This window comes from Streptomyces sp. DSM 42067, from assembly GCF_055792885.1.
Window position 1 is genome coordinate 6,293,723 of record NZ_CM147706.1, and the last position, 20,215, is coordinate 6,313,937.

Consider the following 20,215-nt stretch of genomic DNA (forward strand, 5'->3'; position numbering starts at 1 on the left):
GTCAGACGTCCCCTGCGATCGTGTTGCGCTCACTGGGCTGTACGTAGACGAGCCCGTCGCCCTCGAAACGGATCTGGAAGGCCTCGCCGCCTCCCTCACCCATGAAGGTGCGGAAGGTCACGCCCGACTGGAAGCTCTGGCGTACGTTCCCCTGGTGCGCGATGTACGCGCCGGGGTCGACGGAGAGCGGGTACTGCGGGCTCACGCGCAGCACCACCGCCGGGCCGTCGGACATGATCGCCGCCTGGCCGTGGCCCTCGACGGTCGTCGTGAACAGGCCGTTGCCCTGCGATGCGCCGCGCATCCCGGTGAACGAGGTGCCGGTGCGCAGGCCCCCGTCGGTGCAGAGCAGATTGCTGGACTCGACGTAGAGCTTGTCGCCCTGCAGGCTGACGAGATTGATCTCGGAGGCGCGGTCGGCGAACCAGCAGGTGCCGTGGCCCTTCACCTCCATCACGGTCATCTGCTCACCGGTCAGACGGCGGGTCACCATGCCCCGGACGCCCTCGCCGCCACCGCTCATCTTCTTGAACGCCATCTGGCCGTCGTAGGCGACCATCGAGCCGTTCTTCGCCTTGACGGCGTCGCCGGACATGTCGACGGCGAGCACCTTGCTGCCCTGGAGTCGGAACGTTGCCACGAGAGGGACGGTATCCGGATAAAGCGCGGCGCGGACAGGGCCCATCGGACGATCCGCACCCTGATGCGACCCCTAGTACCTGCCGGATGCCACAATAGGCCCGCTTGTGCTTCCGTTCACAAGATCAACGTCAAGGCATCATGCCCGGGCACTCACGCCCCTCGTCGCATCCCACCGAAGGTGACCTCCGTGGACATCAAGACCGCATCCGCACTCCGCCGCCTCCGACTGGTCTCCGCACCGGAGGCCGTCTCGTTTCTGCTGCTGCTCGTCTGCTCGGTGCTCAAGCGGACCACGGACTTCAACGCCGTCCCGGTGATGGGCATGATCCACGGCGTGCTGTTCATCCTCTACGTGATCTTCTGGCTGGACGCCTGGAACCGCACCAAGTGGGGATTCGGCACGGCCGCGCTGTACTTCGTCCTCTCGGTCCTGCCGACCGGCGGCTTCTTCGCCGACCGCAAGCTGAAGCGGGCCGCCGAGAGCGCGGTGATCGCCTCTCGCGCCCGCAAGGAAGGGATCGTCAACGCATGATCGTCGCTTTCTCCGTGACCCCGCTCGGGGTCGGCGAAGATGTGGGGGAGTACGTCGCCGACGCCGTGCGCGTCGTCCGCGAGTCCGGGCTCCCGAACCGCACCGACGCCATGTTCACCTCCATCGAGGGCGAGTGGGACGAGGTCATGGACGTCGTCAAACGCGCCGTCGCCGCGGTCGAGGCGCGTGCGCCGCGCGTGTCGCTCGTCCTCAAGGCGGACATCCGGCCCAGCGTGACGGACGGTCTCACCTCCAAGGTGGCGACGGTGGAGCGGCATCTCTCCGCCTGACGGCTCCTGCTGCTTGGAAGCCCCGGCCCGCGGGCCGGGGCTTTTTCGTGCCTGCTGTTTGAGCGACTGCTCAAAAGCGTGTAGCTTCACGCCGAGAGGCGTTGAGCAGTCGCTCAAATGCCGCTGCTGACCCGGGGGTTTGGCATGGGGCTGTACGTAGAGGCGCGAATACGGGCCGATCTGGACTCGCTGTGGACGCTCACCCAGGAGCCCGCGCAGCATCAGCGCTGGGATCTGAGGTTCACCGAGATCGACTACCTCCCGCGCGCGGAGGGCGAGCCGCAGCACTTCCGGTACGCCACACGCGTACTGCCCTTTCTCACGGTCGCGGGCACAGGCGTCTCCGCCGGCGAGAAGGAACGCCCCGACGGCACACGCACCTCGGCGCTGCGGTTCGCCTCCCCGCATCCGCTGTCGCTGCTGGCCGAGGGCAGCGGCTACTGGCGATACGTGCCGACCGCCGACGGCATCCGCTTCCTCACCGGATACGACTACCGGCCGCGCTGGGGCCGCTTCGGCAGGGCCGTCGACCGGTTCGTTCTCCGGCCGCTGATGGGATGGGCGACGGCCTGGTCGTTCGACCGCTTGCGGCTGTGGCTGGAGCGGGGCATCACGCCGGAGCGGGCGCGGCTGTACTGGCTGGCGGAGACGGCGGCCCGCGCCGTCACGGTCGTCGCCGCCTGCACGGGGCTCGGCCTGCGCCGGTTCGTCGAACGCGCCGAACCAGCCATGGCACCCCTCGTGTACCTCTTCCCGCTCCTCTGCGTGATCGCCTCCGTCCCTCTCGCCCTCTTCGCACCGCCCCTGCCCTGCACCCCGGCGGCCCGCCGCTGTCTGCGCACCGCACCGGCACGCACGCGTGCACCCCGACTGGCGGCCACGCTCGAGCTCAGGGAGCAGTCATGACCTCGCCCTTCCGCGCCATGGCCTCCAGCACCTCGATCTTCCGCACCGCCATGGGAGCCGACTTCGAGCGGCTCCACCCGCAGGTGCAGCGCCGCTTCTCCGTCGGGCTCGACAGCGGCGAGGCCTGCACCGGACGCGGCGTGATGGACCGGATCTGGCACGGTGGCGCCTTCGTGAAGCCGTTCCTGACGCTTGGTGCCGCGCGTCACATCCTGGTGCCGCGCACCGGCCGGAACACCCCCTTCACCATCGAGAACGTTCCGTACACCGACACCTTCGGCCGCGAGACCGTCAGCTTCGTGCGGACCTTCGCCTTCCCCGGCGGGCGCACCCGGCGCTTCGACGCCCAGATGGTGCTCGGACCCCGCGGCGACCGCATCCTCGACTACCTGGGCACACACCAGCATCTCGCCTCCGACCTCCACCTCTCCGCGGACGGCCGGGGCGGACTCGTCATCCGCTCCGGCGAACACCGCTTCCGCGAGGGCCCGGTGGACCTGCGCGTGCCCGACCTCATCGGCGGAGACGCCGAGGTACGCGAGTGGTACGACGAGGCCGCCCGGCGCTTCCGGATCCGCGTCCGGGTCACCAACCGCCGCTTCGGCCCGCTCTTCGGCTACGAAGGGTCGTTCACCGCCGAATACACCGACGTACGCTCGCACGGGGTGCGCGCCGGGCTGCGCCCGGTACGGGAGGAGAGCCGCATGAGCCGGGACGCCGCATGATGTGCCACGTGATGTGGGGTGCCGTGTGAGCCAGGACACCAAGGTCAGGCTGTTGGAAGGCGCCCTGCGGACGCTCACCGAACAGGGCATCGCCAAGACCTCCGCGCGTACCGTCGCCGCCGCCGCCGGGGTCAATCAGGCGCTGGTCTTCTACCACTTCGGCTCGGTCGACGAGCTGCTCGCCGCGGCCTGCCGGCACGGGGCCGAGCAGCGTGTCGCCCGCTACCGCGAGCGCCTCGCGCAGATCACCTCCCTTGCCGAGCTCCTTGACTTCGGCCGGGAGATGCATGCGGAGGAGCGGGCCGGTGGCCATGTCGCGGTGCTCGGCCAGCTGCTCGCCGGCGCCCAGACCCATCCGCGCCTCGGGCCCGCCACCGCGGCGGGGCTCGATCTCTGGATCGCGGAGATCGAGGCGGTGCTCGGGCGGGTGCTCGGCGGGACGCCGCTCGGGGAGTTCGCCGACCCGGCGGGGCTGGCGCGGGCCGTTGCGGCGGCGTTCGTGGGGATCGAGCTGTACGAGGGTGTCGATCCGGGTGGGGCCGGGGCCGCCCTCGATGCGTTGGAGCAGCTGACCGTACTGGTCGCCGCCCTGGAGGAGCTGGGCCCTGTGGGGCAGCGGGCCGTACGGCATCGCCTGCGGCGGGCTCGGGGGTGAGCCCTGTCTCGCTTGCGGTGCGGCGCAGCTACCCGCAGTGCTGACCGAAGCGCGAGACAGGGCTGACCGGGTTATGACCGGCCGGTAAGGTCAAGTACGTGCCGAAGCCGCTCAGCCTTGCCTTCGATCCCATCGCCCGCGCCGACGAACACTGGAAGCAGCGCTGGGGCAACGTCCCGTCCATGGCCGCGATCACCTCGATCATGCGCGCGCACCAGATCCTGCTCGCCGAGGTGGACGCGGTCGTCAAGCCGTACGGCCTGACCTTCGCGCGGTACGAGGCGCTGGTGCTGCTCACCTTCTCCAAGTCCGGCGAGCTGCCGATGTCGAAGATCGGCGAGCGCCTCATGGTGCACCCGACCTCCGTCACCAACACCGTGGACCGCCTCGTGAAGTCCGGCCTCGTCGACAAGCGGCCCAACCCCAACGACGGCCGCGGCACGCTCGCCACCATCACGGACAAGGGCCGCGAGGTCGTCGAGTCCGCCACACGCGACCTGATGGCGATGGACTTCGGGCTCGGCGCGTACGACGCGGAGGAGTGCGGGGAGATCTTCGCCATGCTGCGGCCGCTGAGGGTCGCGGCACACGACTTCGAGGACTAGTGCCCCGACAGGACGCCGCTCCTTGACGGGCAAACGTTGCCTGCCGGGGCACTGGACGAGCAGGCCGCCGCAAGATCGCCCCATGCGCCCGGTTACGCTCGTGTCCATGAAACGAAGCGTGCTGACCCGCTACCGCGTCATGGCCTACGTCACCGGTGTCCTGCTGGTCCTCCTCACCCTCGGCACCATCGGCAAGTACGTGCTGGACATGGACGGGGCCGCGGACTTCACCAAGGTCGTGGGCATCGCGCACGGCTGGCTGTACGTCGTCTATCTCGTCTTCGCCTTCGACCTCGGGTCCAAGGCCAAGTGGCCGGTCGCCAAGCAGCTGTGGGTGCTCCTCGCCGGCACCATCCCGACCGCCGCCTTCTTCGTGGAGCGCAAGGTCTCCCGTGAGCTCGAGGCGGAGGTCGCCGAGGACGGCGCGGCGGTCGCCAAGGCCTGACCGGCCGGGCACCTTTTTCGCGCTCGGTTCCCCTCCGGGGCGCCGCTGTACCAATATGCCCCTACCGGGGCGTGGCGGTGTCGAGTGGCCGCCCCGGCTGCGGGTGAAGACCCACGCGTACGACCTGAGGCGCGCCGCCGCGACCGTGGCCATCGTCGCGGGCGGTGGCCGCGCCGTCGCGCCGAGCAGCCCGGCTCAGCGACCGGCGCGCGAGGGGACTCTTCCTGGTGGTGCAGGGCCAGACGGCTGACGTACGCACCGAACATCTCGCGGCTGTGCGGGCCTGACCTGCATCGATGCGTTCCCGGTCGGATCGGCTGGGGCTGGGCCGTCGACATTTACTAGGACGTCCTAGTAAATTCGTAGCATGGACGCTGACGCCATCGAGGACGGCCGCCGCCGCTGGCAGGCCCGCTATGACTCCGCGCGGAAGCGCGAAGCCGACTTCTCCACGCTCTCCGGAGACCCCGTGGAGCCGGTCTACGGGCCCCGGCCCGGGGACACGTACGACGGCTTCGAGCGGATCGGCTGGCCCGGTGAATACCCCTTCACTCGCGGCCTGTATCCGACCGGCTACCGCGGCCGCACCTGGACGATCCGCCAGTTCGCGGGCTTCGGCAACGCCGAGCAGACCAACGAGCGCTACAAGATGATCCTGTCGAACGGCGGCGGCGGACTCTCCGTCGCCTTCGACATGCCGACGCTCATGGGCCGCGACTCCGACGATCCGCGTTCCCTGGGCGAGGTCGGCCACTGCGGCGTGGCGATCGACTCGGCGGCCGACATGGAGGTCCTGTTCAAGGACATCCCGCTGGGCGATGTGACGACGTCGATGACGATCAGCGGGCCCGCGGTGCCCGTCTTCTGCATGTACCTCGTCGCCGCCGAGCGCCAGGGCGTCGACCCAGGAGTCCTCAACGGCACGCTCCAGACGGACATCTTCAAGGAGTACATCGCGCAGAAGGAGTGGCTCTTCCAGCCGGAGCCGCATCTGCGTCTGATCGGCGACCTGATGGAGTACTGCGCGCGGAACATCCCCGCGTACAAGCCGCTCTCCGTCTCCGGCTACCACATCCGCGAGGCGGGCTCGACGGCCGCGCAGGAGCTGGCGTACACGCTCGCGGACGGCTTCGGGTACGTCGAGCTGGGGCTCAGCCGCGGTCTGGACGTGGACGTCTTCGCGCCCGGCCTGTCCTTCTTCTTCGACGCGCACGTGGACTTCTTCGAGGAGATCGCCAAGTTCCGCGCGGCACGCCGGATCTGGGCGCGCTGGTTGAAGGAGGTGTACGGGGCGAAGACCGAGAAGGCGCAGTGGCTGCGGTTCCACACCCAGACCGCGGGCGTCTCGCTGACCGCCCAGCAGCCGTACAACAACGTCGTACGGACGGCCGTCGAGGCGCTCGCGGCGGTCCTCGGCGGCACCAACTCCCTGCACACCAACGCCCTCGACGAGACGCTCGCCCTGCCGAGCGAGCAGGCGGCGGAGATCGCGCTGCGCACACAGCAGGTGCTCATGGAGGAGACCGGCGTCGCCAACGTGGCCGACCCGCTGGGCGGTTCCTGGTACGTCGAGCAGCTCACCGACCGTATCGAGGCGGACGCCGAGCGGATCTTCGAGCAGATCAAGGAGCGGGGGCGGCTGGCGCACCCCGACGGGCAGCACCCCATCGGGCCCGTCACGTCCGGCATCCTGCGGGGGATCGAGGACGGCTGGTTCACGGGGGAGATCGCCGAGTCGGCGTTCCGGTACCAGCAGGCGCTGGAGAAGGGCGACAAGAGGGTCGTCGGCGTCAACGTCCACGAGAGCTCTGTGACCGGGGATCTGGAGATTCTGCGGGTCAGTCACGAGGTGGAGCGGGAGCAGGTGCGGGTTCTTGCGGGGCGCAAGGGTGCGCGGGACGAGGGCTGCGTGCGGGCGGCGCTCGATGCGATGCTTGCCGCTGCGCGGGACGGGTCCAACATGATCGAGCCCATGGTGGGGGCGGTGCGGGCCGAGGCCACGCTTGGAGAGATCTGTGACGCCCTTCGGGACGAGTGGGGCGTGTACACGGAGCCGCCGGGTTTCTAGTGTCCTGGAGTCGGTGATTGGTTCGTACCTTGGCCGGGCTGGGCGAGCACAAGTCCGTCGCTGGGGCCTCCTGGCACCGCTGGGTCGCCCTGTCCCTGCTCGCCCATGCCTGCCCCGCTGTCACCGCCGCCCTCGAACACCGCGGCAAGGAGCCGGCCGACGACGGAACCAGCCCCGACGGATCGGCCCTGCTCACCTGTAACGAGATCCAGCGCCTGTGCACCGCCCTGCTTACGCAGTCCGTCCGCGACGCCGCGCACCGGCTGTGCTGGTCCACCTGGCGCTGACGCCGCCAACTATGCGCCCGCCCCAGTCGCCACCGTCGACAGGCCGCCCTTCGTTCGCTCTGCGACCGGAGGGGGAGACCTGGCTGCTGTGAATGGCGCAGAGCGACAGAGGCAAGGAAAGAGATTATTCACCCCTTTTTGTGAAGATATCTCCAATAACTCGCGAATCGGTCTAGGTGTCGGCGGTGCCGATGGCTGTGGGGCGCACGACATTACGTCGGCCCATCGGTTCGCTTCAGCTTGGATGCGCGTCCCGTGATATCGGTCCTGCTGGGCCGGGGTCAGCCGATCTTGGCGAGTTGCTGCTGGACGAGTTCGCTGGGGTGATCGAAGTCGTCACCGGTGGTGGTGCCGGCGAGGTTGACGGCGGGGAAGTAGGCGAGGGTGGTGCCCTTGCGGGCGACGACTATCTTCATGGGGGCTTTGGTGCCGTCGTCGGCGGCGACGGTGAGGGTGAGGCCGAGGGCTTCGTCGGCGCCTTCGGGGGCGATCGCCTTCTTGACCTTGAGGGTTTTCACCTGTTCGCCGTCGGCGGTGTAGGTGTAGCCGCGGGTGCAGTTCTCAGCGGCTTTGTTGAGGTCGGCCATCGCCTTTTCGGCGTCCTTGTCGTCGTAGGCGGCGAGGGTGAGGAAGACGGAGGTCATGTTCATGGCCGCGGTGGCCGGGTCTTTGGCGTCGGCCGGGGGTGCTTCGCCGATCCACATGCGTTGGACGGACGCGGTGGGCTTGCCGATCACCGTGGCGGACTGGATGTAGGCGAGCGGTGCGCAGGCCGTGTCGCTGGTGCGGACGGCGCTCTGCTCAACGAAGTCCTTGGGGGACACCTGGTCGGTGAGGGTGCCGTCCTTGGTGTCCTTCTGGGTGAGGGCGGCCTTCTCGAGCTGAGGGGCGGTGAGGGTCTGGGGCCCGGGAGCGGCTCCCAGGATTCCGGGTTCGCCGGAGGCCCCGGCAGCGTTGTGCTGCTCGACGCCCTCGCCGGAGTCCGCGGTGTCGGATCCGCAGGCGGTGAGCAGGCCAAGACTCAGCGCCAGGGCGGGGGCGGTGGTCAGGGCGCGGCGCAGGATACGGGAGTTGAGGCGCATGGCGTGCTTTCTCGTACGAGGTGAGGTGTGGTGCGGACCGGTCGGGTGGCCGGTTCGCACCACGCAGTGGTGGTTGGGCGGTGGGGTCAGCCGAAGCTGAGTTTGGTGGTGGCCCAGCTGCTGCCGGCGCTGATGACGGTGGTTCCGGTGCCGAGGGCGGTCTTGCCTCCGGGGTAGAACTTGATGCTTCCGTCGGAGGCCATGGCCCAGATGTCGGGGATTTTGTCGCCGTTGACGTCGGGGGTGCCGTGCAGGAAGGCGGTGGGGGAGGCGGCGGTGGTCCAGCCTTCGGCGTAGGTGCTGTCGCTGCCGCCGAGGGAGTCGGTGGAGGTGGACAGGGAGGCAAGGGTGGCTCCGCCGGTGGTGGCTGGGGCGCCGAGGCGCAGCCGGAGGTTGGCGGATTCGGAGCGGAAGAGGAGGTCGGGGGTGCCATCGAGGTTGACGTCCCCGACACTGACCAGGTCGCGGTCCAGCCAGGCGCTGGTGGCGATTTGCGTGGCGTCGGTGAAGGTGGCGCCGGTGTATCCGGTGAAGGCCCACATGCCGCCGCCGGCGGTGGTGACGAAGAGGTCCATGCGCTTGTCGAGGTTGTAGTCGCCGACGATCATCTGGTCGAACGTGGCGGGGTCGGGCGCGTTGCCGGGCAGGCGGACGTCGAGGCGCCGGGCGATGTCCGTGCCGCCGTAGCCATCGCCGCGGTAGACGTAGAGCCTGCCATCAGGCATGCGAGCGAGCAGGTCGCTGACGCCGTCGCCGGGCATGATGTCGCCGCCGTGCGCGATGAGGGCGGGCTTGCCGTCGGCGCCCTTCCAGTAGCCGGGCGCGAGGGGGTCGCCGCTGCCGTCGGGGTCGTTGATGAGGAGCAGGCCGTCCTCGTGTGCGGCGGAGAGGCTGGTGTGCAGGTCACCGGAAGGGCTGGAGGGGTACATGCGCAGGTTGCCGTCGGAGTCGATGGCGTACAGGTCCGGGATGGCATCGCCGGTGACGTCACCGGGCTTGTCCGCGGTGTCGCGTGGCGTGACGTAGAAGACGTACGCGGTGGGGGCGGAGGCGTTGCCCGCGCTGTCCTTGGCACAGACGTAGAGGACGTTGGGGCCGGCGAGGGCGGGCTTGACGGTGACGGTGGCGGAGGCGCCCGCGCTCACGGACACCGTGGTCGAGCAGGCGGTGGAGTTGAGGGAGTAGCCGAACGCGGTGACGTCGGTGTCGGTGACCGGGGCGAAGGTGAAGGTGCCGGACTCGCCGAACTTCTTCACCGACCAGACGTCGCCGTCCTCGGTCTCCTCGGGGAAGTCTGTCGAGGTGACGTCCGGGGAGTTGGGGAAGCTGCTGTCGTAGATGAAGCGGCAGGTGGGGTCCAACTCGCTCTTGTTGAGCGGGGCGTACGCGGAGACGGCGCCGATCTCGTCCTCGGCCCGCACCTGCCAGGAGTAGGTCCATCCGTTGGTCAGCTCGGAGGAGGTGAAGGTGACCGACGCGTTGCCGCCGCTGGTGGTGGTGCCGTTGCGGGTCTTGAGAGTGGTGTCCATGTAGTCGGTGCGCCACAGCTGGAAGGTCAGGCGCTGCAGGTCGCCGTCCGCGTCCGAGCTGTGCGCGGACAAGACCAGGTCGCGCTTGCCGATCCGCGGGTAGGGCTCCCCTCGGCTGCAGGTCGGACCGGGGGACATGTCCAGCGAGGACGGTACGGCGGGCTTGCGGTAGTAGCTGACCGACAGGCGGGGCGCGGAGGAACCTTCCGCCTTGAACTTCTTCCAGGCGTACGTGGAGCTCTCGTCGTAGGCCTGGAAGCCGATGGTGGCCGACGACCAGCCGCCGTCGGCGGCGTCCTGGGCGAGCGTCTTGGCGTCGAAGCTGACGTAGGCGTCGGGGCAGGAGGAGTTGTAACCGTGGGCGACGTCGCGGGTGTCCAGCTTGGTCTTCCAGTCCGGCTGGTTGTTCCAGGTGGTCTTGGAGGAAATGGAGCCGGTGTGCCACAGCTCGACCACGCGTCCGCTGCACGACCACGAGTAGGTCTCCAGGGCGCGCACGCTGGCCGAAGTGACCTTGGCGCCCTTGATGTTCTGCAGGTCGAGGCGGAAGAAGGAGCGGGAGGTGCCCCAGGTGGTGGCCTCGTAGCCAACACGGGCCTCGGTGGTGCCGCTGTTGTAGTTGGCGCCGTCGTAGAAACTGGAGGAGGGGTACTTCTTGTACGCCGTGGTCCAGTTGGTGGTGTGCCCGTAGAACGACGGGTCGATGAACAGCGGGAACTCGGCGCTCGCGCCGGCCATGAGGTTCTGGTCGGGCGTGATGGTGAGCGTGGCCTTCGTGGTGCCGGGCGAGGCGAGGGCGGCGTCGGCGGTGGCCGCGTGGGTGCCCGGGTCGGGGCCCGCCAGGCCGGGCAGCGCCAGGACCTCGCTGTCGCTGGGCCGCGTGGCCTCGGTACGGAAGGCAGCCTGCTGGGCGCGGGCTGTCCCGATGTTGCCCTGGTGGGCCGCCGGGTCGGCGGTGGGCTCGTCGGACGCGGAGGAGTCAGGGGACTCGGGCGCCGTCGACGACGGTGAGCTCGCCTCGCTCTCCGGTGCCTGCGGGGCATCGGTGTCGTCGGCGTCCGACGGTGTGTCAGGGGACTCGCCGTCACCGTCGTGCGGAGCCTCGCTCTCCCCGGTTGCCTGGGGTGCGGGTTCGTCGGAGGGTTCGGCGGGCTGCGGGTCATCGCCCTGGGTGACGGCCGGTTCACCGGCGGAGTCCCACATATAGGGGGTCGGACTGACGGCGATCTCGGTGCCCTTGTCGTCCTGAGCCGTGACGACCTTCGTGGTCTCGTCGAGGTGGAAGGTCAGGTCCGGGGAGAACAGCCCGTAGGACAGTTCACGCAGTGCCTCCCCGGCCGCCGCCTTGGGGGTGTGCACGATCAGCACGTGGTTGAAGCCGCTGTCGCGGGCGGTGAGCAGCAGGTCCACATCGGGCAGGACATCCCGGTACAGCGCGCGGGACCCGTCGATCACCGGTGCGGGCAGCGAGCCGGGCCAGGACACGGTGACCTCATGCCCGGCGCTGGTGAGCGTGACGAGGTCGGTGTACGTCGTGTTGTCGTCGGCTGCCTGTAGCGCGGTGGGACGTCCGGAGTCGGCGACCGTGAAGACAGCGGGACGCGCCTGGGACTTGGAAGGGGTGGAGACGGGCTGCGTTGCCCGGGTGGGCTTGCCGCTGCCGGCTGAGAAGACCACGGGGTCGGCCGCGGCGGCCGGCGCCCACCCGTGGGCGGTCCGCTGGAGCCTGGTGTCGATCTTCTTCCACTTGCCGTCGATTTTCGCGCGCAACGGAGCGGCGCTCGCCTCCAGTTGGAAGCTGCCGTCCGGCTGCGCGTAGGTCGTGGTGGTCTCGGTGCGCAGCGCGGTGACCTCGACGCGCTTGCCGCTGGCGCGGGCCTTGGTCTGGGCGGCCTGTTCCCCGATGGCGGCCGGAGCCCCACGGCGCGTCGCGCCTGAGGGAGTTGGATCGTCGGTCAACTGGGGGACCAGAACACCGGCCCCCAACGCGACCGCGACGCATGCGGCGATCGCCACCGAGGCACGACGGCCTGATGGGGGCCGGAAGAGACGACGATCCACGGCAGTGAACCCCCCTTGTGGAAACCGCTGTTGGGCACTGACAGCGACAGATTGGTATGTCCCGGAGGTCTGCCTGCGGCACTGCTGTCGTGGCGGCTGTATCGACTGAGTGCCCGTCATGTGCGGGCCGATAGAGCATGAACCACAGCGTTCCTTTGCGCCAGCTGCACGAAGTGCCCACAGCCGTAACCGAATTGTGAGAATCCGGTGCGCGGGCTGGTTGCGGCATTAGGTGGGCGAGGGGGCGATGAATCAAGAGTCCAGGGATTTTCCCGGCAATAGAGCGCTAATTCCGGCACATTCGCGATCGTTTGAGACTGAAGTGTCGCGGAGGGGAGGGTTGTCAGGAAGTGGATCCCCAGAGCGTTCTATGAGGCTTGCTTTCCATTTGCCTCCTGCCGGTGGAAGTGGCCCGACTTTCACCCCCAAGGAGATGTGATGCATATCACTTCCACTGTGATGGTGCTGCTTGACCTGGGCCTTTCCTGTCCGCATGATTCCGCCGATCAATTCAATGCGGCAGGTTCGCGGTTTTCCGGTATTCCGGTATTCCCGCATTCCGGCCTTTGAGTGGGGGGCTTCGGCGACGTGTGGGGTGTGCTCTCTTGGGCTGGGCGCGGGCGGCTGGCTCGCACCGCCGTCCAGCGGCGCAGACGGGCGAGGCTGCGTCTGACGCTGGTCGGGATCCTCTTCATGGCGCTCGTTGTGGGCGTGTTCGAGGGCACGGCCGCGGCGGTTCCTCCGGGTTCGGGAGACCGCAACGGCGTCGACCTGGTGGACCTACCGGACCGTGATCCGGCCGCCGAGAGTGCCGAAAGCGCGCTCAGCGAGCTGGCCACCTCCGACACCGCACCTCCCAAGGAGTACGACCCGGCGGCGACCACGGCCCCCGTGGCAGCTGAGCCGGCACAGGCTGAGGTGACCGGCCTGCAGCCAGGCGAGAGCGTCGCCGTCGGGAGCCTGCCGATCGAGGTCGGGGCGCCGGACGATGCCACCGCCGAGGAGGCCGCCGCCCTCGACGGAACGTGGCAGGCGTCCCTGGTCACGCAGGCCGAGATGGACGCGGTCTCCCTGGAGGGCCTGGCCTTCACCGTCACACCGCCCGCCGCCGCCTCGGGGCAGGCGACGGTGTCCCTGGACTACACCGGCTTCGCGGAACTGTACGGAGCCAACTGGGCCGACCGGCTGAACCTGGTCCAGTACCCCAGCTGCGCGCTGACCACTCCGGACGTGGAGTCCTGCACTGAACCGGTAGAGCTGAGCACAAACCAGTCGGTGACTCCGCAGGCCGGCGATGCCGCTGATGACGGCAAGCTGGACGGCGAGCGGAAGTTGACCGCGACGGTGGACGTCGCTGCGCTCAGCGGCGCCGCTGCCGCTACCGCGTCGCAGGCATCGACGGCCAAGGCCCGTGACAGCGGTACGGACGGCGTCTCGAGCGCGGTCTACCGCGGGCCCCCGGCGGGTTCCAAGACGTCGAAGGCCGCACTGTCGGAAGCGGCGTCCGGGGCGTCCTCGGTCCTGGTGGCCAATTCCTACGGCAGCGGCTCCCAGGGCGACTTCTCCGCCACCCCGCTGGTCAGCGCCGGTTCCTGGTCGGCGGGCGGCTCGGCGGGCGCCTTCACCTACTCGTACGCGCTCAACACCCCCAGCGTGCCCGGTGGACCCTCGCCCAGCGTCGGCTTCTCCTACAACTCCCAGGTGGTGGACGGCCGTACGTCCTCCACCAACAACCAGCCCTCCTGGATCGGGGACGGCTGGGAGTACAACCCCGGCTCCATCACCCGCACCTACAAGGCGTGCCGCGACGACCGGGAGAACGGCAACAACGCCGACCGCAAGACCGGCGACCTGTGCTGGGGCACGGACAACGCGGTCATGACGCTGGGCGGGACGACGACCGAGCTGGTCAAGGACGACACCAGCGGGGAGTGGGTCACCGCCAACGGCGACGGGTCCAAGGTCGAGCGGTTCAAGGACACCACGCTCGACAACGGCGACTCGGACGGCGAGTACTGGCGGATCACCACCCGCGACGGCACCCGCTACTACTTCGGCAGGAACAAGAACAGCTCCTGGACGGACGGCAATCCGTACACCAACTCGGTTCTGACCGTCCCGGTCGCGGGCAACCAGTCCGGGGAGCCGTGCTACGCCGCCGCCTTCGCCGACTCCTTCTGCAACCAGGGGTGGCGCTGGAACCTGGACTTCGTCGTGGACCCCCAGGGCAACATGATGTCCCTGTGGTGGAACAAGGAGACCAACCACTACGCGAAGAACAACAAGTTCAAGTCGGCCGTCTCCTACGACCGCGGCGGCTACCTGAGCCGGATCGACTACGGCCAGCGCAGCGCCACCCTCTACACCGCTGATCCGATCGCCCGGGTCGCCTTCGACATCGACGAGCGCTGCTTCAAGGAGGGTGAAGTCACCTGCTCCAACGAGAACTTCACGTCCGGCAACTTCGCCCAGAACCGCATCTGGTACGACACCCCGGCTGACCTGTACTGTGCGGGCGGCACCAAGGAGTGCTGGGTCCCCGTGCCCACGTTCTGGTCCCGCAAGCGGCTCGCCCAGGTGACCACCTACGCACAGCGCACCCCGGGCGCGACCACGCTGAGCAAGGTCGACCGCTGGACGCTCGACCAGTCCATGCCGGCGCACCGCACCGACGAGGGCACCGCCCTGTGGCTGGAGTCGATCACCCGCACCGGCTACGGCGCGGACGGCGAACCGGCCGAGGAATCGCTGAACCCGGTCGAGTTCCTGCCGAACACGGCCTCCATGCCCAACCGCGTCAAGCGCGGCGCCGACGACCCCAACCCGGTCTTCGACCGGCTGCGCATCCAGCGCGTGGTCAACGAGTACGGCGGCGAGACCCTCGTCACCTACGCGGCGCCCACCGGAGCCTGCGCGAGTGGCACCGGCTTCCCCAAGCCCGAGGAGAACACCGGCCTGTGCTTCCCGGCGTACTGGCATCCGGACCCGGACAAGGCCGACGAGACGATCGACTGGTTCCACAAGTACGTCGTCTCCTCCGTGCAGGAGTTGCCGAATGTGGTCGGTTCTCCGGCCGAGACGACAAAGTACGATTACGTGGGCGGCGGTGCCTGGGCGCTAAACCAGGCCGAGTTCTCCAAGAAGAAGACCCGCACCTACGACCAGTGGCGCGGCTACTCGCTGGTTCGCACGATCACAGGCGCGGACGCGACCAGCACCTACACCTCCACCAACCGCGGCATGTCCGAGACGCGCTACTTCCGCGGTATGGACGGCGATCCGCTACCGGACGGCACCACCCGCTCGGTCGCCGTGTCGGACAGTACGGGCGCCACGATCGCCACCGACAAGCTCCCCTACCAGGGGCGGGTGGCCGAGACCCTCACCTACACCAAGTACGGCGGGTCTTTGCTGACCCGCTCGGTCGACTATCCGTCGGTCACCGTCCTGGCCACCCGCGCCCGTGGCGGCGGTATTCCGGCACTGAAGGCGTACCGGGTCCTGACCACGTCCAGCTATTCGGTGACGCGTTCCTCCGGGGGCGGCGACGACACGCGCACTTGGCGTACGACCAAGACCTCCACGACGTACGAGGACACGTACGGCCTGCCCATCAGTGTCGAGTCGCACGGGGACACCGGCTCGGCCGAGGACAACGCCTGCACGGTCACCTCGTACGTGCACAACACCAGCAAGCACCTGATCGGCCTGCCCAAGCAGGCGCTGACCACGGCCGGCACCTGCGCGCAGGCGGCCACTGCAACCGCCGCCGACTGGATCTCCGGCTCGCGCACCACCTACGACAACCTGGCGTTCGGGACCGAGCCGACCACCGGCCTGGTCACGACGACGTGGGACATCAGCGGCGACGGCGGCGCGTGGACCAAGAGCGGCAGCTTCGTCTACGACACATATGGCCGCGTCACCTCCAGCGCGGACGGCCTGGACAACAAGGAGACCACCGCCTACGAGCCGTCCACCGGCCAGGTGTTCAAGGTCACCAGCACCAACGCGCTGAGCCAGTCCAGCAGTTCCACGATCGACCCGGCCCGCGGCACCACACTCACCGACACCGACGCCAACGGCCACACCACCACGTACGCCTACGATGCCTACGGCCGCACCACCCACGCCTGGGCCCCCGGCCAGGACCCGGGCAACAAGGACGACGCCTCCGCCCGCTTCACATACACGATCGTGCAGGGCAAGCCGGTCCACGTGATGAGCGAGACGCTCAAGGAGAACGGCACCTACGAGAAGTCGGTCGTCTTCTACGACGGGCTCGGCCGCGAACGGCAGCGTCAGGAGCCGGCCACCGGCGAGGGCCGTCTGATCACGGACACGCTCTACAGCGCCAATGGCACCGTGCGGCAGTCCAACAACGCCTACTACGCCACCGGCTCACCGGGCCCGGAGATGTTCGACGTCGCCTCCGACAGCCAGGTGCAGAACGCCACCCTGTACTCGTACGACGGCCTGGGCCGAATCCTGACCGAGACCCCATACCTCGCCGGAGTGGCCAAGCCCAGCAAGGCCACCTCTTACGAGTACGGCTACGACTACTCCACGGTGGTCGACCCGGCGGGCGGCACCAAGCAGCGCTCGTACGCGGACGCGCTGGGCCGCACGGTCCGCGTCGACACCTACACCGACATCGGGCGCACGCAGTACCGCTCCACCCGCTACACGTACGACGCCCGCGGCAACCGCGTGAAGGCCACCGACAGCGAGGGCAACACCTGGTCGTGGGCGTATGATGCGCGCGGCCGTGAGAAGTCCTCTACCGACCCGGACACCGGCACCGCCACGACCACGTACGACGTCCTCAACCGTCCCGTGACGGCGAAGAATGCGCGCGGGGTGACGGTGTGGACGAAGTACGACGAGCTCTCACGGCCCTTGGAGCAGCGACTTGACGGGGCGTCGGGGACGCTGCTGCAGACCAACACCTACGACACGGTCCTCGGCGGCATCGGCCTGCCCGCCAGCTCCACCCGCTACACCGACGGCTTGGGCTACACCCTCTCGGTCACCGGGTACACCACCGACTACCAGGCCACCGGACAGCAGCTGAAGCTGCCTCCGACGATAGCCTCCGCCTACGGGCTCAAGGACACCTACACCTACTCCTACGAGTACTCCAAGCTCGGCCAGCAGCGCTCGGTGACGCTGCCGGCGGCGGGCGCGCTGGGAGCGGAGAAGGTCGTCACCCGGTACAACGAGGACGGTCTGCCCGTCTCCACCTCGGGACTCGACTGGTACACCGCCGACACGGAGTACAGCCCCTGGGGCGAGGTGCTGCGCTCGGCGGCGGGCGAGCAGCCCAACCGGGTGTGGACGACGAACCTGTACGACACCACGACCGGTGAGCTCACCCGGCAGATCGTCGACCGCGAGTCCACCAGCGACACCACGGCGGTGACCGGCCACCGGGTCAACTCCCGCACCTACGCCTACGACAACGCGGGCAACATCCTGCAGACCACGGATGTCAGCAACGGCACCACCGACCGCCAGTGCTTCGTCTACGACGGACTCGGCCAGCTGACCGAGGCATGGACCTCGCCGAACGAGGGCTGCACCGGCACGGGGCAGACGGTGCGGGCACCCGAGTACACCGACGGCACGGTCAACGTGACCGCCGCCGGGGACGGTTACTGGCAGTCCTACAGCTACGACGCCATGGGCAACCGCACCAAGCTCGTCGAGCACGACCCGTCGCTGGACGAGGCGAAGGACGCGACGACCACCTACACCTACGGCAAGGCGGACGGCACCCAGCCGCACACCCTGACCGGGATGGAGCGCACCTACACCACCGACGCGGGTGCCCAGGTCACCGAGGCCTCCAGCCTCGGCTACGACGCCACCGGCAACACCACCACGCGCACCACCGGCGGCAACGAACAGGCCCTGTCGTGGACCTGGGACGGCCAGGTCGAGAAGGTCACCGGGTTCGGGGAGAACGGTGCTGGTGCGTGGCTGGGTCTGGCGGGCAAGTGTCTGGATCTGTCGTCGGGGTCGACGGTGGCGGGTTCGCCGCTTCAGCTGTACTCCTGCAATGGCACCAAGGCGCAGAAGCTGCGGATCGATCCGGCTTCGGATGCCGATCCGTCCACGGGTGCGTTGAAGATCCTGGGGCACTGTGTGGTGCCCAAGGACGGCGGCACGGCCAATGGCACCGCGGTCGTGATCGCGGACTGCACGGGGGCGGCGGGCCAGCAGTGGACCGCGGTGTCCGCTGGGCACAAGCTCAAGCATGTTGCGTCGGGCAAGTGTCTGGATGTGCCGGCGTCCAACTCGGCGTCCGGTACGGATCTGCAGCTGTACACCTGTGACGCGAACGGTCTGGCTCAGTCGTGGGCGCCGGACAAGGAGACGACGTACGTCTACGGCCCCTCCGGTGAGCGGTTGATGGCGCTCAGCGCGAGCGAGAACACCCTGTATCTGGGGGACACCACGGTCGCGACGACCGCGAGTGGGGCGCTGTCGTACACGGAGCGGTATTACGCGCAGCCGGGTGCGCCGACGGTGATGCGGCATGCGGCGTCCGGTGATAGTGCGCAGTTGTCGGTGCAGGTGGCGGACCGGAACGGCACGGCGTATGTGAACGTGGTGCTGGCCCAGGGCAACCAGGTGCGGTTCTCCAAGACCGACCCGTTCGGTGTCGAACGTGTGGAGGACAACAACTGGAAGTCTCACCGCGGTTATGTGGGCGGTGGCGACGACACGGCCACCGGCCTGGTCCACCTCGGCGCGCGGGAGTACGACCCGACGACGGGCCGTTTCCTCTCCGCGGACCCGATCGTGGACCTCGGCGACCCGGTCCAGCTCAACGGTTACGTCTACAGCGAGAACAACCCCGTCACCTACGCCGACCCCTCCGGTCTGTCCTCGGGTATCGATGCGTCGGACTTCTACGACGGTCCCTCGGACGGGGCGGTCGCGGGAGCGAACGCGACGCTGGGCCGCACGATCGGCGATGTGATCCTTGCGGTGGGCTGGGCGGTCCTGAAGGAGTTCATCGGCTGGAACGACGTGGTGGGCTGCTTCTCCCGTGGTGATCTGTGGGCCTGCGGCAGTCTGATCATGGACGCCATCCCGTGGACGTCGGTCTTCTCCAAGGGGAAGAAGATCATGCGGGCCGTGGAGGCGACGTTCGCCGCGATCAGTGCCTGGCGCAAGGCGCAGGAGCGGGCCCGCAAGCTGATCGCTATGGCGAAGCGTGCCTGGGAGGTCGCGGAGAAGGCCGCGAAGCTGGCGAGGGAGGCAGCCAAGCGCGCCGCCCAGATGAGAAAGAAGGCGAAAGCCGCAGAGGCCGCGGCCACCCGAGCAGCCAAACGCCAAGCCCAGAACGTCGGCAACGCCACCCAGAAACAGGCCCGAAAGAGCGCCCAGAAGACAGCCACCAGCAAGCCAAGCACCACCGCTCGTAAACAGTCCGAGGGCGGAGGAAACGGCACCAGCAGCAAGACGGCGGACGAGGGCGAGCCCACCGCCTGCACGGTCAACAGCTTCACCCCCGGCACCCGGGTGCTGATGGCCGACGGCACCAGCAAGCCGATCAAGGACGTCAAGAACGGCGACAAGGTCCTGGCCACGGATCCGGAAACCGGCGACACCAGCGTCGAAACGGTCACCGCCGAGATCAAGGGCGAAGGCCTCAAGCACCTCGTCGACGTCACCATCGACACGGACGGCGACAAGGGCACGCAGACGGCCACCGTCACCGCTACCGACGGCCACCCGTTCTGGGTCCCCGAACTCCACGACTGGATCGACGCCACCGACCTGACCGCCGGCTCCTGGCTCCAGACCGGCAACGGCACCTACGTCCAGATCACCGCAATCCAGCGCCGGACCGCCGGCTCGGCCACCGTCCACAACCTCACCGTCAGTAACACCCACACGTACTATGTGCTGGCGGGCGTCACGCCGGTCCTCGTTCACAACTGTGGTCCAGGGGTTGCGACTGAAGACGATGCAATGCTCGCACTTGGCCGTGCGGAAGAATTGCAAGCCTCGCGGAATGACTACTTCATGGCGGACGTGAAGGGCACTACGGCAGTAATCGGTGTCTTTAACTCCAAGACGAAGGCGTTCACCACTCGCATTGGAATCAATGGAGGTGGCGCTATGCCTTCCGGTTGGACGCTGAGGCCGGGGGAGGAGTTCGTGCAGGCTGCCGGGCATGCCGAAGAAGGGATCCTTAACAGTTTGGGCCCCAATGAGCATGCTGTATTCGGTGCGGCATCAAGAAACTTCTGCGTTTCCATCTGTTCGCCCATGCTGAATGTTCGTGGGATAACAGTGGGAGGTGCGGGGATACGTGGTCATGCCGCACAGAACTCACCATTCACGATCTTCTGGGCCACTGGAGGCTAGAGA

Annotated in this window: 14 protein-coding genes; 11 read left to right on the forward strand and 3 right to left on the reverse strand. The window is 68.4% G+C overall.

Annotated elements, in window-relative coordinates:
* Position 1: 1 nt before the first annotated feature.
* The gene (locus ACSMXV_RS28705) at positions 2-640 is read right to left on the reverse strand and encodes an AIM24 family protein (protein WP_473174082.1); all 639 of its coding nucleotides are present in this window, start codon (positions 638-640) and stop codon (positions 2-4) included.
* A gap of 189 nt (positions 641-829) precedes the next feature.
* Between ACSMXV_RS28705 and ACSMXV_RS28710 the strand changes: the two genes are divergently transcribed.
* The 9 genes from ACSMXV_RS28710 (at position 830) to ACSMXV_RS28750 (ending at position 7,155) form a co-directional block, all read left to right on the forward strand.
* Positions 830-1,174, forward strand: a complete 345-nt coding sequence (locus ACSMXV_RS28710) for a DUF3817 domain-containing protein (protein WP_473174083.1) — start codon at positions 830-832, stop codon at positions 1,172-1,174.
* Positions 1,171-1,464 carry an MTH1187 family thiamine-binding protein gene (locus ACSMXV_RS28715; protein WP_473174084.1) on the forward strand — a complete coding sequence of 98 codons (294 nt, stop codon included), beginning with the start codon at positions 1,171-1,173 and terminating at the stop codon, positions 1,462-1,464. Before ACSMXV_RS28710 ends, ACSMXV_RS28715 begins: the two co-directional genes overlap by 4 nt.
* Before the next feature lie 144 nt (positions 1,465-1,608).
* On the forward strand, positions 1,609-2,370 hold the full coding sequence (locus ACSMXV_RS28720; RefSeq protein WP_473174085.1) for a hypothetical protein: 762 nt from the start codon (positions 1,609-1,611) through the stop codon (positions 2,368-2,370).
* Positions 2,367-3,095 (forward strand): DUF4166 domain-containing protein, encoded by a 729-nt coding sequence (locus ACSMXV_RS28725; RefSeq protein WP_473174086.1) that lies wholly within the window; start codon positions 2,367-2,369, stop codon positions 3,093-3,095. The genes ACSMXV_RS28720 and ACSMXV_RS28725 overlap by 4 nt, the downstream gene beginning before the upstream one ends.
* Positions 3,096-3,120: 25 nt before the next feature.
* On the forward strand, positions 3,121-3,750 hold the full coding sequence (locus ACSMXV_RS28730) for a TetR/AcrR family transcriptional regulator (RefSeq protein WP_473174087.1): 630 nt from the start codon (positions 3,121-3,123) through the stop codon (positions 3,748-3,750).
* Between the two features lie 98 nt (positions 3,751-3,848).
* Positions 3,849-4,355, forward strand: a complete 507-nt coding sequence (locus ACSMXV_RS28735) for a MarR family winged helix-turn-helix transcriptional regulator (RefSeq protein ID WP_473174088.1) — start codon at positions 3,849-3,851, stop codon at positions 4,353-4,355.
* 106 nt (positions 4,356-4,461) lie between these two features.
* Positions 4,462-4,800, forward strand: coding sequence for a DUF3817 domain-containing protein (locus ACSMXV_RS28740; protein WP_473174089.1), 339 nt, complete (start codon positions 4,462-4,464; stop codon positions 4,798-4,800).
* 367 nt (positions 4,801-5,167) lie between these two features.
* Positions 5,168-6,868 (forward strand): acyl-CoA mutase large subunit family protein, encoded by a 1,701-nt coding sequence (locus ACSMXV_RS28745; RefSeq protein WP_473174090.1) that lies wholly within the window; start codon positions 5,168-5,170, stop codon positions 6,866-6,868.
* A gap of 17 nt (positions 6,869-6,885) precedes the next feature.
* The gene (locus ACSMXV_RS28750; RefSeq protein ID WP_473174091.1) at positions 6,886-7,155 is read left to right on the forward strand and encodes a hypothetical protein; all 270 of its coding nucleotides are present in this window, start codon (positions 6,886-6,888) and stop codon (positions 7,153-7,155) included.
* A gap of 281 nt (positions 7,156-7,436) precedes the next feature.
* On the opposite strand, the gene ACSMXV_RS28755 is transcribed toward ACSMXV_RS28750, so the two are convergent.
* A complete protein-coding gene (locus tag ACSMXV_RS28755) occupies positions 7,437-8,237 on the reverse strand; it encodes a hypothetical protein (protein WP_473174092.1) in 801 nt (266 codons plus the stop codon).
* 86 nt (positions 8,238-8,323) lie between these two features.
* Complete coding sequence (locus tag ACSMXV_RS28760) at positions 8,324-11,725, reverse strand: FG-GAP-like repeat-containing protein (RefSeq protein ID WP_473174093.1); 3,402 nt, start codon at positions 11,723-11,725, stop codon at positions 8,324-8,326.
* A gap of 540 nt (positions 11,726-12,265) precedes the next feature.
* On the opposite strand from ACSMXV_RS28760, the gene ACSMXV_RS28765 reads away from it, so the two are divergent.
* A complete protein-coding gene (locus ACSMXV_RS28765) occupies positions 12,266-12,397 on the forward strand; it encodes a hypothetical protein (protein ID WP_473174094.1) in 132 nt (43 codons plus the stop codon).
* A gap of 123 nt (positions 12,398-12,520) precedes the next feature.
* Complete coding sequence (locus ACSMXV_RS28770) at positions 12,521-20,212, forward strand: ricin-type beta-trefoil lectin domain protein (RefSeq protein WP_473174095.1); 7,692 nt, start codon at positions 12,521-12,523, stop codon at positions 20,210-20,212.
* The last annotated feature ends 3 nt before the right edge of the window (positions 20,213-20,215 follow it).

Coding starts and splice junctions, on each gene's coding strand:
- ACSMXV_RS28715 (WP_473174084.1), top strand. CDS start 1,171: ATGATCGTCGCTTTCTCCGTGACCCCGCTCGGGGTCGGCGAAGATGTG.
- ACSMXV_RS28720 (WP_473174085.1), top strand. CDS start 1,609: ATGGGGCTGTACGTAGAGGCGCGAATACGGGCCGATCTGGACTCGCTG.
- ACSMXV_RS28725 (WP_473174086.1), top strand. CDS start 2,367: ATGACCTCGCCCTTCCGCGCCATGGCCTCCAGCACCTCGATCTTCCGC.
- ACSMXV_RS28740 (WP_473174089.1), top strand. CDS start 4,462: ATGAAACGAAGCGTGCTGACCCGCTACCGCGTCATGGCCTACGTCACC.
- ACSMXV_RS28745 (WP_473174090.1), top strand. CDS start 5,168: ATGGACGCTGACGCCATCGAGGACGGCCGCCGCCGCTGGCAGGCCCGC.
- ACSMXV_RS28755 (WP_473174092.1), bottom strand. CDS start 8,237: ATGCGCCTCAACTCCCGTATCCTGCGCCGCGCCCTGACCACCGCCCCC.
- ACSMXV_RS28765 (WP_473174094.1), top strand. CDS start 12,266: ATGCATATCACTTCCACTGTGATGGTGCTGCTTGACCTGGGCCTTTCC.
- ACSMXV_RS28770 (WP_473174095.1), top strand. CDS start 12,521: ATGGCGCTCGTTGTGGGCGTGTTCGAGGGCACGGCCGCGGCGGTTCCT.